At 28.2% G+C, this 13,328-nt stretch carries 13 protein-coding genes; 8 read left to right on the forward strand and 5 right to left on the reverse strand.

From position 1 onward, the window contains the following. Positions 1 to 164 precede the first annotated feature (164 nt). Positions 165 to 1,103, forward strand: a complete 939-nt coding sequence (locus psyc5s11_RS12305) for a hypothetical protein (protein ID WP_224037860.1) — start codon at positions 165 to 167, stop codon at positions 1,101 to 1,103. 129 nt (positions 1,104 to 1,232) lie between these two features. Here psyc5s11_RS12305 and psyc5s11_RS12310 read toward each other — a convergent pair whose 3' ends face one another. From psyc5s11_RS12310 to cax, 3 genes are all read right to left on the reverse strand, one after another. Further along, positions 1,233 to 3,227, reverse strand: a complete 1,995-nt coding sequence (locus psyc5s11_RS12310; protein ID WP_224037861.1) for a methyl-accepting chemotaxis protein — start codon at positions 3,225 to 3,227, stop codon at positions 1,233 to 1,235. Between the two features lie 18 nt (positions 3,228 to 3,245). Next, the gene (locus psyc5s11_RS12315; protein WP_224037862.1) at positions 3,246 to 3,725 is read right to left on the reverse strand and encodes a MarR family winged helix-turn-helix transcriptional regulator; all 480 of its coding nucleotides are present in this window, start codon (positions 3,723 to 3,725) and stop codon (positions 3,246 to 3,248) included. Between the two features lie 220 nt (positions 3,726 to 3,945). Continuing rightward, positions 3,946 to 4,992 (reverse strand): calcium/proton exchanger, encoded by a 1,047-nt coding sequence (cax, locus tag psyc5s11_RS12320; protein WP_224037863.1) that lies wholly within the window; start codon positions 4,990 to 4,992, stop codon positions 3,946 to 3,948. A 220-nt stretch (positions 4,993 to 5,212) separates the two neighbouring features. On the opposite strand from cax, the gene gloA reads away from it, so the two are divergent. Together gloA and psyc5s11_RS12330 are read left to right on the forward strand one after the other, a co-directional pair. Further along, positions 5,213 to 5,593 carry a lactoylglutathione lyase gene (gene gloA / locus psyc5s11_RS12325; protein WP_224037864.1) on the forward strand — a complete coding sequence of 127 codons (381 nt, stop codon included), beginning with the start codon at positions 5,213 to 5,215 and terminating at the stop codon, positions 5,591 to 5,593. A 256-nt stretch (positions 5,594 to 5,849) separates the two neighbouring features. Further along, on the forward strand, positions 5,850 to 7,883 hold the full coding sequence (locus tag psyc5s11_RS12330; RefSeq protein WP_224037865.1) for a penicillin-binding transpeptidase domain-containing protein: 2,034 nt from the start codon (positions 5,850 to 5,852) through the stop codon (positions 7,881 to 7,883). Positions 7,884 to 8,023: 140 nt separating this feature from the next. Here psyc5s11_RS12330 and psyc5s11_RS12335 read toward each other — a convergent pair whose 3' ends face one another. Next, positions 8,024 to 9,373: a [Fe-Fe] hydrogenase large subunit C-terminal domain-containing protein gene (locus psyc5s11_RS12335; protein WP_224037866.1), complete on the reverse strand. Its 1,350-nt coding sequence runs from the start codon at positions 9,371 to 9,373 to the stop codon at positions 8,024 to 8,026. Positions 9,374 to 9,734: 361 nt separating this feature from the next. Here psyc5s11_RS12335 and psyc5s11_RS12340 point away from each other — a divergent pair, with 361 nt between their 5' ends. After that, positions 9,735 to 10,142: a hypothetical protein gene (locus psyc5s11_RS12340; protein WP_224037867.1), complete on the forward strand. Its 408-nt coding sequence runs from the start codon at positions 9,735 to 9,737 to the stop codon at positions 10,140 to 10,142. Between the two features lie 58 nt (positions 10,143 to 10,200). Here the strand turns inward: psyc5s11_RS12340 and fba are convergent, their stop codons facing one another. Next, the gene (fba, locus tag psyc5s11_RS12345; RefSeq protein ID WP_224037868.1) at positions 10,201 to 11,067 is read right to left on the reverse strand and encodes a class II fructose-1,6-bisphosphate aldolase; all 867 of its coding nucleotides are present in this window, start codon (positions 11,065 to 11,067) and stop codon (positions 10,201 to 10,203) included. Positions 11,068 to 11,457: 390 nt separating this feature from the next. Between fba and psyc5s11_RS12350 the strand changes: the two genes are divergently transcribed. The 4 genes from psyc5s11_RS12350 to psyc5s11_RS12365 all read left to right on the forward strand — a co-directional run bounded on the left by psyc5s11_RS12350 (position 11,458) and on the right by psyc5s11_RS12365 (position 13,327). Next, entirely contained in the window at positions 11,458 to 11,949 is a 492-nt protein-coding gene (locus tag psyc5s11_RS12350; protein WP_224037869.1) for a CarD family transcriptional regulator, read from the forward strand. Between the two features lie 167 nt (positions 11,950 to 12,116). Continuing rightward, on the forward strand, positions 12,117 to 12,272 hold the full coding sequence (locus psyc5s11_RS12355) for a zinc-ribbon domain-containing protein (protein ID WP_158518795.1): 156 nt from the start codon (positions 12,117 to 12,119) through the stop codon (positions 12,270 to 12,272). A gap of 196 nt (positions 12,273 to 12,468) precedes the next feature. Next, entirely contained in the window at positions 12,469 to 12,822 is a 354-nt protein-coding gene (locus tag psyc5s11_RS12360) for a PilZ domain-containing protein (protein ID WP_224037870.1), read from the forward strand. Between the two features lie 37 nt (positions 12,823 to 12,859). Beyond that, positions 12,860 to 13,327, forward strand: a complete 468-nt coding sequence (locus psyc5s11_RS12365; protein WP_224037871.1) for a YhcH/YjgK/YiaL family protein — start codon at positions 12,860 to 12,862, stop codon at positions 13,325 to 13,327. Position 13,328: the final 1 nt, after the last annotated feature.

Here is a 13,328-nt window from a genome sequence, read left to right on the forward strand (position 1 = left end):
ATCATGGTATTTTGGACTTGCTATTTTCTTTCATGTGCCTTATTTCACATAAATTTCACAAAAGAAAGTTATTATGTACTTGTAACCAGTTATTACTAAGTTACAAGTACATTTTATATTAAGGCACATTAACAAAAATATATATAATAAGAGGAGAGATAATTATGAAAAAGAATAAAATATTAGGACTTGCTATTGCAGCTATGATTTCAATGTCAAGTATTGTTCCAGCATTTGCTGCTGACATTACTCCACAGGATACAACAACTAATGTAACAACAGTTGCAACACAACAAGTTAGTGAAGCAGATAAATTAGCAAAACTTACTCAAAGGGCAACAAAACTTGGAATAGACATTACAGGTTTAACTAGTGAACAAGTAAGAGATAAAATAAAAGCAGCAGTAGCAGCAAAACTTGGAGTGGATATAACAGGTCTTTCAAAGGAAGATGCAAATGCTAAAATTCAAAGCGCAAGGGCTACAAAGCTTGGTGTAGATATTACAGGATTATCAGCTGAAGACGCAAAAGCTAAAATACAAGCTGCCCTTGAAGATAAAACACAGGCTACAGCTGAAAAGATTTCAGCCAAAGCTGCAATTCTTGGAATTGATATAACAGGATTATCAAATGAAGATGCAAAAGCTAAAGTACATGCAGCTATTGATACTAAAAACCTTGAAAAACTTACTCAAAAAGCAACAAAACTTGGAATAGACATTACAGGTCTATCAAATGAAGACGCAAGAATTAAACTTCAAACAGCAGAAGCAGCAAAGCTTGGAGTAGATATAACAGGATTATCAAAGGAAGATGCAAAAGCAAAAATAAAAGCAGCTATTGATGCTAAAAAGCTTGCAACACTTACCGAAAAGGCAACTAAACTTGGCGTAGACATTACAGGATTATCAAAGGAAGACGCAAAAGCAAAAATAAAAGCAGCTCTTGAATCAAAAAAGCAAGTAGTAACTGAAAAACTTTCAGAAAAAGCTACAAAATTAGGAGTAGATATTACTGGTGCTACTAACAAGGAAGCAAGAGAGAAAATTAAGGAAGCTCGTGAAGCAAAGAAAGCAGCAAAGACTGCTAATGTAGTACAATAAATGAAACTTATTATACAAATTCAATCAATTAAATAAATCGGTACTAGATATTACTATTAAGAAAAACAAAAGTTTATGTTTTATAGATAAAGGGATATTTTCATTGATGAAAATATCCCTTTTTAAATATTATATTTTAAAGTTATTTTGTTGTTCAATCATATTTTTAGTCATATCATTTAAAGTAATTGATGTTGATGCTACGTTATTAGATAAATTATTCATTTCATCAATTGATGCTGTTATCTCCTCAGAAGAAGCTGCTATTTCTTCAGCGATAGCAGATGCACTTTCTACTTTATTTAATATATTATCTTTTTCGTTATTAATCTCCATAACTGACGAATTAACAGACTTTACCTTTGGAATTATGATTTTAATTGCATCAATTATTTTTTCAAAAGAAGTTATTGTTTCGTTTATAATATTCACTTGATTACCAAGTTCTGTATCTACATTATTAGTATCTTCTGTAATAGTAGTAGTATTTTCAGCAATATTAGATATTAGTGTACTAATATGTTCTGATGAAACTTTTGTTTGTTCAGCTAAAGCTTTTACCTCATTTGCAACTACAGCAAAGCCTTTCCCGGCCTCACCAGCATTTGCAGCTTCTATAGAAGCATTTAAAGCCAATAAATTAGTTTGATCTGCAATTGAATTAATTATAATTACAATATTATTTACTTCTTTTATACTAATATTAAAACTAAGTATTTTATCAGATAGCTTTTTAAATGATAAACTTATACCATTTACAGCAGCCATCAATGAATTCATATTGGAACTACTATCAGTTGCAAGTTCATTCATGGATAAGGTATTTTTATCTACATCATTAATGTTATAAACTATATCTTCAAGTTTGTTGCCAAAATTATTTAATATTGAGGTAATCTCAATTAAATTATCTGCTTGGGAACTTATGCCACTTGAAACTTCTTGAATTGAACTGGCTACATTGTTTGATGAAGAAGCCATTTCTTGAGAAATATGTGAAAGATCAGTTGAATCTTTATCTATTATGGAAGAACTATCTTTAGAAATTTTAAGCATTTCTTTAATTGAATTTTGCATTGTACTCATAGAGTTAGCCATTTGGCCTATTTCGTCTTTATTATTCAAGTATTTTTTATCTATTTTATTAGTAAAGTCTCCAGTAGATAATATATTTAAAGAATTAGAAGCGTATTTAATTCTTGTGGATAATTTATGAGCAAGAATGTAAATCATACAAATTCCAACAATTAGAAATATTAATGAAGATAAGGCCATAGATATTCTTAATGAATCAAGTTCTGACAATAGTTCACCTTTATCTAATATAACGGTTATAGACCAGTTTTCATTTTTTACTGGAGCAAATCCTCCATAAGCATCTTTTCCATCAAAAGTATATGAACTTAAACCAGTTTCTCCAGCTATCATTCGTTTTTGCATATTTGCAATGGCGCTAAGACTTGGATTTTTTTCAGCTTCTTTTATTGAATTATATTGATTTAATGGCATGCTAGGATCCATATATGCAATACTAGTACTCTTGCTATTAATCATATATGCACTACCAGTTTTTCCAAATGCAATTTTCTTAATCATTTCACTAAGTTCCATTCCATCTCGGACTGAAACTAATACGCCAATAACGGAATTATTATTTTTTATGGGTACTGAATATATCATAGTCATTGCAGTCTTATCTTTATTAACAACTGGATCTTCTATATAATTTTCTCCAGAAATAGATTTTTTAAAGAAAGTATTATCTTTGATATTATCTTGTCCTCCATCTGTATACAGAATAGTACCATTAGCATCTGCATATCCCATTTTTATACTGCCATTTCTTTTAGCTTCACTTTTTAATATAGTCATAAGTTTTTCTGAGGAATCATTATTTATTGCAGCAACTTCAGCAGTTACCTCCATTGCATTTAATTGACTATCTAAATTAGCTTGTACTGTATTTGAAGCTTGAGTAGCTATTTGTGGTAATGTCTTTTCTATATTAGATACTAAAGAATTAGATGCATTAATATACGAAATAATTCCGAGTCCACTACTTACAATAAATAGTAATATACCTATTAGAACAATTAATTTTGATTTTATACTTTTTGTAATCATATGTGAAAATCAACTCCTTTATTTTTTGTTACAAGTTTTATTGTTAACATTTAATTCACGCATTTTTATAAGTAAACTTTGTACTTTAGAGAACGATTTAGAAAGCTCATTTAATTCTTCAAGAGAAAGTACGTTGAACCTTTTTAAGAATATTTCTTCAGAAGCAGAAATGACTGTTGAAATAAGTGCTAAAGCTTTTGGTGATAATGATAAATAAATAATTCGTTTATCATTAGAGTCTTGTTTTTTTGTTAAGTAACCAAGATTATTTAATGTACTAATGCTTCTACTAATATTTGGGACAGAGATATTTAATTTTTTACTTAAAGTTGAGGCAGTAGTATTACCTTCTAAATGAATAAAATTTAAAATTTTTGAAAGCAAAGGGCTAATTTCAGAATTTGAAAGGTCTGGAATAAGGTCTATAAATTCAGTATTAAATATTGTGTAAAAGTTGACCATATGTAATATCAAATTTTGAGATTCTATTTTATTCATAACCAATCTCCTTTAACATTAATTATTACTTAAAAAACATTATAGCAAAATAGTTATCATTTGACAACTATCTAATGATAACTATTTTTACTATTTAAATTTAAGTGTTATGTATTCAGAATTCTAAAACACAAAAGTAATTTAATTAAAAAATAAGCTACTAAAAATATAGCAGCTTATTTTTTATGAAATTTTTATGCATTTTAGATAAATAATTAAGCTATAAAATAAAAAATGAAGCTGCAATTATTGCATATACAGCAAGGAGCTGAACCCCTTCGAGCCAATTAGATTCTCCATCATTTGATACTCTATTAGCTATTATTACTGCTACTATAAGTGCTACTAATTCAAATACATTAAATTCAATACTCATAGGAACAAACAATAAGCTTAAAAATATTAATACAGGCGTAACAAATAATATTATTTGTAGGCTAGATCCTAGAGCAATTTCTAAAGCTACATCCATTTTATTTTTCATAGCCATAACAATAGCTGTACTATGTTCAGCAGCATTTCCTATTATAGGAATTAATATTATACCTACAAAAAATTCACTAAGACCGAACCTTTTAGTTATAGGTTCTATACCACTTACTAAAAATTCACTTTCTATAGCTATGAATACTGTAGCCACAACTAATACTGTTATTGCTTTTTTTAAAGACCACTTGGCAGTGCCGCCTTCTTCTTCTGTATTAACTGTATAGATATGTTTGTGTGTATGGAATGAAAAAACTAAGCTTAATATATATATAATAATCATTATTACTGCAACAAATATGCTTAGTCCTTCATATCTTGTATTTAAAAGAGCAGGATCTACAGTATGAGTAAATAATGCAGGGATACATAAACCAATAACTGCAAATAATAGCATACTTGAAGATACTTCAACAACTTTTTTATTAAATGGTTGAGTTTTGTATTTTAATCCTCCTGCAAGCATACTAGCGCCAAGTACTAATAAGACATTTCCTATTACAGAACCAGCTATGGATGATTTAACAACTTCAAAAAGTCCTTCCCTAAGAGCAAAAAATGATATTATAAGTTCTGTGGCATTCCCAAAAGTACCATTCAAAAATCCACCTATTTTAGGACCTGAATAAAATGAAATTTCTTCTGTTCCTTCACCCATAAGTCCGGCTAGTGGAATTATAGAGAATGCTGCGAGTATAAACATTATTGATGAGGATGCATGCATGAATTCTGCTATAAAGCTTATAGGTACAAATATAAGCATATACTTTAATATTTTCATAAAAATAATGACCTCCTAAATTAATTATAAATAGAAAAAAAGCTTTTCATATACTATTATAAAATATTTATGGCTATTACGCCAATAATAAATAGTATTCTATGTAGTATATCCAATTATATAAAATAATGACTATTTTTAGATTTTCATTTATGTGATATATTTAAAGTAGAAAAGTATTGAAAGTAATGCAAGTTACTATAAATTAGGAGGAAATAATATGTCAGTAAAAATGTTACATACATGTATAAGAGTTAAAAATTTAGAGGAATCTTTTAAATTTTATCAAGATGCTTTAGGTCTTGTAGAAACCAGAAGAAAGGATTTTCCAGAACATAAATTTACTCTTGTTTATTTATCAGATAAAGCTAATGGCTATGAAATTGAACTTACATATAATTATGATGTAGAAAAACCATATGAAATTGGAAATGGATTTAGTCATACTGCAATTGGTGTAGAAAATTTAGAAGAACTTAGAGAAAAACATATAGAATTAGGATATGAAGTTACTGATTTAAAAGGATTACCAGGTGAAAAGCCAAAGTATTATTTTGTAACTGATCCAGATGGATACAAAGTTGAAGTTATAAGAATATAGAGAACTTGTAGGTGTATGACTTAATCGTACATTGTTAATTTAAAAAAGTATATTTAATCTTAGTTTTTATCGCAATTTCTAAGGTTTATACATCAAAAAGGGCTGCTTCAAAATTAGTTGATTAAAATATGTGTTTTAATCAACTGATTTTGAAACTCCTTTTACATATTTACATAATATGGATATAAATATATTTTTATATAAAATCCTATGATATAATTAATTTAAAGACTAAAGCAGAGAAGGGTATGATTGTATGAATAAAAATAAGAATAAGTATATGTTTATAGGTGTAGGAGTTGTAGTTGTTCCACTAATAATATGTGGAATTGCTTTATTTATGTATAATAAATCACATAAGCCTGAATATAAATTAACTGAATATGTGAATTTAATCAATTCAAAAGATTATGAAAAAATGTATGAATTAACTGATAGTGAAACTAAGAAAACAATTTCTAAAGACGATTTTATCGCAAGAAATAAAAACATATATGAAGGAATTGGCTCAAGTGCCATTACAGTTGAAGTTAAAAATGTTGAAAATAGGAGTAATGTAGCAATAATAGATTATGAAACAACTATGAATACCCTATGTGGAAAATTAGAATTTTCAAATACAATAACTATGGCAAGAGAAATAGGCAAAGATTATACTGTTAAGTGGAATTCAAAAACTATATTTCCAGATTTAACGGATAATGATAAGATTAGAGTAAAAACTATAAAATCTAAAAGAGGAGACATTATAGATAGAAGTGGATCAAAAATTGCAACCGATTCTGTTTCATCTAATGTAGGGATCATTCCAGGAAAGTTAGGTGATAATAAAGATCAAGCTATTAATGAAATTGCAAAATTATTAGAAACCTCTGCAGAATATATAAATAGTCAATTAAGTGCAACATATGTAAAGCCAGATATGTTCATTCCTATAAAGTCAATACCATACGGGGATGAAAGAATTCCTAGTTTACTTAAGATTTCAGGAGTTCAAATTAATGAAAAAGATGCAAGAATATATCCATTAGCTGAAAAAGCTGCTCATTTGACTGGATATGTACAAGTTATAAATGCTGAAGAATTGGAAAAACATAAGGATGAAGAATATACAGAAAACTCTTTAATTGGTAAGTCTGGACTTGAAAAAGCATATGAAGAAACTCTTAGAGGAATAGATGGAGCAGAAATATATATTCAAAATAAAGAGGGGGAGAAAAAAACATCTCTTATAACTAAAGTAGTAAAAAATGGTGCAGATTTAAAATTAACTATTGATAGTAATATGCAAGGCTTATTATATAATCAACTTGAACGTGATAAAGGATCTTCAATTGCTATGAATCCTAATACTGGTGAAGTTTTAGCACTTGTAAGCACTCCATCATATAATCCTAATGACTTTGTTTTAGGTATGTCTAATGATAAGTGGAATAGCTTGAATAATGATCCAAGCAAGCCTTTATATAACAGATTTCAAGGAACTTTTGCACCAGGATCTTCTTTTAAGCCAATCACTGCAGTTATTGGAGTTGATACTAAAAAGCTTGATCCAAATGCTAATAAAAATATAAGTGGACTTGGCTGGCAAAAAGATAAGAGTTGGGGAAAATATTCTGTTACAAGAGTGAGCAGCTATGCTGGAGATTCTAATCTTTTAAATGCACTTGTTTATTCAGATAATATTTATTTTGCACAAGTAGCATTAGATATAGGAAAGGACACTTTTAAAGATAAGTTAAATAGTTTTGGCTTTTCAGAAAAAGTTCCATTTGAATATCCATTATATAATTCACAATTTTCAAGTGATAAAACTTTTAAAACAGAAGTACAGTTAGCTGATAGTGGGTATGGACAAGGAGAAATATTAATAAATCCAGTTCATTTAGCATCACTTTATACAATGTTTCAAAATGAAGGAAGCATATTGACTCCTTATCTTGTATACAATGGAGCTCAAGAAAATAAGATATGGAAATCAAATGCTGTAGACAAGGATTCTGCTAGTATTGTTCTTCAAGATTTAATACAAGTAGTAGAAAATCCAAATGGGACAGGACATGCTGCATTTACAAGTGGCTTAACTATAGCAGGGAAAACAGGAACGGCAGAGATTAAGGCATCTCAAGATGATACGACTGGAACTGAGCTTGGATGGTTTGTAGGTATGACTACAAATAAAGCACCTAATAATTTGCTAGTAGTTATGATGGCGGAGGATGTTAAAGACAAAGGTGGTAGTCACTATGTAGTTCCTAAGGTAAAAAAGGCATTAGAGACAATAAAATAGTAAGTATTAAATACATTACTAAATATAAAGGTAATATTAATTGTAAATTAAAGATTAAAGCTCAGATATGGATTTACAGTATCTAAATATGAAATTTGGATAGTTAAATTTCGTCTCTGAGCTTTATATATTATATATTTTTAAAATTCACGATCTAAAATACTTATTTTTTTATCATCTTTAAAATCAGCAATGGAATTTATATCGAGTTTTTCTAATACTTTATCAAGAATACCGCTATGAACGGGTACTTTAATAGGAGAATCGTATGCAAAATTATCAGCAGCAGCTTTGCCTTCTTCTGTAGGAATAATAGCTTTAGGGCCACCAACACATCCACAAACACAGCCCATGCCTTCAAGGAAGTTTGCATCTACATTACCTTTTAGAGCATTTTCTAAAAGATCTTTACAGTCTTTAACACCAGAAGCCTTAGCAGCTTTAAAATATTTGTATTTATCAGGATAAAGTTCTTCTATGGTTTCAGAAATTGCAATTGAAACACCGCCACTACGTGCATATAATCTTCCGCCCCTTGAAGCATATTCAGTAGAAGGGACACCTTTTAATTTTCCCGGATCAATATTTAAGGTTTTAAATATTTCATATAGTTCTTGGAACGTTAGTACAAAATCTACAGCATCGTTTAAATCTTTATCTTTAGCTTCTGCTTTTTTAGCAATACATGGACCAATAAAAACAACTTTTGCTTCTTTATTGAGTCTTTTTACTATACGAGCAGCAGCAACCATAGGTGAAACTGATGGTGACAAATCTGGAATAAGTTCTTTGTAAACTTTTCTTAACATCCCAATCCATAGAGGGCAACAACATGAAGTTATCATCAAATCATTAGGCCCATGTATATGTTTATCAAATTCAACTGCTTCTTTTATTGTTAATACATCTGCTGCAAAGGCAACTTCTATCATATCAGCAAAACCAACTTTTATAAATGCAGCTCTTAACTGATCCATAGTTACATTATCACCAAATTGACCACTAATGGCAGGGGCAACAGCGGCAATAACTGTTTCATTATTCTTTATTAAATCTGCAATAGGAAGAAAATAAACTTTATCTAAAATAAGCCCCTCTTTGCAAGAATCTATACATAAGCCACAATTAAGACAGCGTTCAGAATCTATAAAAGTAGATTTTTGTTTTGTATCATAAAGAATTGCATCAAAAGGACAAGATGCTTGGCAACTAAATTTACCATCTTCGTCTTTAGAACATGATTCATGACAACCTTTAATCTTTTCAATTAATCTGGTATGAACAGTGTATTTTGTTATAGCTTTTTTTAAATTATAAATATAGTTATTATCAAACTTAATATCAACACCACATAGTGATGAAATAATAGCAAATGTTTCTTGAGGGGATTTTTCGTGACATACCATAATACGTGTAAGAGTTTCGTCAAAATTACCTTCATAATAGGATTTAACTAATTCATCAAATAAATCATTATATTTGTTATTCATTAATATACCTCCAAAGTAAAAAAATCATACTATATATAGTATGATTTTATTTTGCATTAATAATACTAAATTTATAAAAAATAAAATAAGTGAGAAATTTGAAGATGCACTTTTTAGAAAAGTATTACTTATAAGGCATAATCAAAAAAATGGCAAATAACAAAAAAATAAAAAATATATAAAAAAATAGAAGGAAAATGATATGTATGTGTAGAATAAAAGACATTACATATAAAATTTGTAAAAGTGCTGTAAACGTATAAGCTGATTTGGCCTTAATAATATTAGCTTACATCTTAAGTAGTATGATTTATAAAATAGTATGGAATTAATAAATAAATTTTTATTAGGAGATGTTAAAGTGTTTATATATATATTAAATTTATTGAATGATAGTTTAAAGAAGAAAAGCACTATTAATGAACGTTCAGATTTTGAAATTATAAATGATACATGGTATATTTCACAACTGGCAGGTATTAAAAAAAATTTCGATATTAAAAATATTACTGAGAAAATTATAGATACTTTTGAAGTTTTAAATAAATATAATTTAACAAATCAAGATAGTATAGGAATTTTAAATAAACTTATAAAAACTAAAAATAATTCTTGGATATTAGAATATTTCTATAATGGAGATAATATTCTAAAAGAAGAATCAGAAATAGTTTTAAGTTCAATTATAAATAATACATACGAAAAAAGACAAAAGGAGAGGCGGAGACATAAAAATATGTCATTAGAAGAAATTAAAAATGTAGGATAGGAGATTAAATAAAAAAAGGAGCCTCCGTTTATAGGATGCTCCTTTTGCATAAATGAAATTATGCTTGGTTTACTGAACCAAATAATTGCATTTTTTCTTTAACACAAACTTTGATAGCTTCGAATCCAGGATTTAATAACTTTCTTGGGTCAAATCCTTTTCCTTCTAAGTCTTTTCCAGCTTCGATATATTTTCTAGTAGCTTCTTGGAATACTAATTGACATTCAGTGTTAACGTTGATCTTAGCAACTCCAAGTGATATAGCTTTTGCTATCATATCGTCTGGAATTCCAGTACCACCATGTAATACTAATGGCATAGAAGTTCCAACTGCTTTTTCGATTTTAGCTAATGCTTCAAAATCTAATCCAGCCCAGTTAGCAGGATATTTTCCGTGGATGTTTCCGATTCCAGCAGCTAACATTGTAACTCCAAGATCTGCGATTTGCTTACATTCATTTTCATCAGCAACTTCGCCTTTTCCGATAACTCCATCTTCTTCTCCACCGATTGAACCAACTTCTGCTTCTAAAGAAAGTCCTTTAGCATTAGTTATAGCAACTAATTCTTTAGTCTTTTCAATATTTTCAGCTATTGCATAATGAGATCCATCAAACATGATAGATGAGAATCCAGCTTCTATACAAGCTTTAGCTCCTTCATAACTACCGTGATCTAAATGTAATGCAACTGGTACAGTAATTTTTAATTCTTCAATCATTGCTTTAACCATTGCAGTTACTGTCTTGTATCCAGTCATATACTTTCCAGCACCTTCAGATACACCTAGAATAACTGGTGAATTATTTTCTTGTGCAGTTAATAGTACAGCTTTTGTCCATTCTAAGTTGTTTATGTTGAATTGACCAACTGCATATTTTCCTTCTTTAGCTTTGTTTAACATTTCTTTAGCTGATGTTAACATTTTACGACCTCCGTATAATTTATATTTATTATAATAATTATAATATCTTAAGAAAACTGATTGTTAATTATATATCAAATTTCCTTTTTCTAATTTATTATACTCTAAAATTTGCTATATGAAAACAAAAAAAATGAAAAGTCTGTGTAATAAAAATAAAGCTTCCTTAATTATGTATATAAAGTTACTTTCGAAAAATGTATGTAAATTTAGTTTTTGGGTAAGCTAAATTTGTTGGGAATTGATTAAATGTAAACGAATTACTTCGGATTGTAAAAATTTGATGGAAAGTTATTGACACGCTATTGTATTAGTGATAAAATAAAAACTTTGCGAAAGTGAAATAATATGTTATAATAGTTTTAGGAATAAAAATAAGGAGGTCATTATTTGTTTAATATAGGAGATAAGATTGTCTATCCAAGTCAGGGGATAGGAGTAATTGATATTATAGAGGAAAAAGAGTTTAATGGTGAAACACAAAAGTACTATACAATACAATTATCAAACAATACTATGAAATTAACATTACCATCTAGTAGAATAGAACCATCAAATATGAGATTAGTAAGCGATTCTAAAACTTTAGATATGTGCTTAAAGCACATTAATCAATTTGTAGTAGAAACAGGTGAACTTTCTAAAGTGAACTTTAAAGAAAGAAAAACTGTCAATGAATTGAAAATTAAGTCTGGAGCTTTAGATGATTATCTTGAAGTTATTTGTAATCTTACTCAACTTAAAATGGAACATAATTTGAATTCAAGTGAAAAGCAAATGTTAAACAGTACTAAAAAAATTGTAATAGAAGAAATATCTCAAGGAAAAAACGTAACTAGTGATGAAGCTACAAGCTTATTAGATGTTTCTATGGTATTTTAAATTAAATTTAATCACCTAGAGAAAAAGACTTGCTATTTTGTTGAAACCTGTTATAATTAGAAATGTAAGTCAAATAAAAAAGGTTTTTTATAGATATGTAAACTTCTCCTTTTAGAGAATTGTATAAATCATATATTAATCTTTACTAATAAAAGGAGGAACTTTATATGAACGATAAAACTTTAGTATGCAGAGATTGTGGAAATGAATTTGTTTTCACAACAGGAGAACAAGAATTCTACCAAGAAAAAGGATTCACTAATGAACCTACAAGATGTATTGATTGTAGAAGAATTAAAAAAGAACAAAATAACAGAAGATAATTCTGTTTTATTTAAAGAGTTATAAGATTTTCTTATAGCTCTTTTTTGTTTTGCAAAATAATATATTTATTATATAGATAAAATATAAGAAATAAATTATAATTCTAGTAGATGGTCTTTGGATGGATAAATAATTTAAATATGAAATAGAAAACCTGGAATTAATAAAAATAAATGAAGGAAAGAAAGTGAAGAAATGAATGAGGGATATAGTTATTTAAAAGACAAAAAACAAGTGTTCACGAAAGAAAATAGAATTAACAAAAGAAATAAATATGATTATAAATTTAAAATAGAAAGTGTAAATTCTAAACAAGTAAACTTGGAAGTTGAGGGTGTAGAACTGTCTATTTCTGGTATAGGATTTATATCGGATATAAATTTTGAAATAAATGATATATTAGAAATAGCATTTAAGTACAATAAAGTAACTATACCCGCAATTATAAAAATACAGCATACAAATTTATATGATTTTGGATTTTTAGTTGGTGGTCAATTTGTAGCGCTGCAAGATGCATATAGAGATATTTTAAAAGATTTAGAATAGATGAACGTAATATATTATTATTGGGAGGAATTAAATTATGATTTGTGAAAACATGAGGAGTAGAAATAACTATTCAAGTATTAATAATAATTTTGAGAAGGCTTTTGAATTTTTAAAAACGACTGATTTAAAGGCATTAGCTGTAGGGAAATATGAAATACAAGGTGAAGAAATATTTGCACTTGTACAAGAATATACTACACAAAACCAAGAAGAAAAAAAATGGGAGTCTCATGAAAAGTATATAGATATTCAATTAATAGTTGAAGGACAAGAAATTATAGGATATGCGCCAGTTGAGGGCTTAGAAGTTAAAGAGGACTTAAGACCAGAAAGTGATATGATATTTTATAATGAAACTTTAAATGGTTCTAATATAAAATTTACTAATGGTGATTATGCAATTTTCTTTCCAAAAGATGCACATAAACCAGGTTGTGCTGCTGGAGAATGTTCTAAGGTAAAGAAAATAGTGGTAAAAGTGCATGCAAATAGAAAACTATGAA

Source organism: Clostridium gelidum (assembly GCF_019977655.1).
Classification (GTDB): domain Bacteria; phylum Bacillota; class Clostridia; order Clostridiales; family Clostridiaceae; genus Clostridium; species Clostridium gelidum.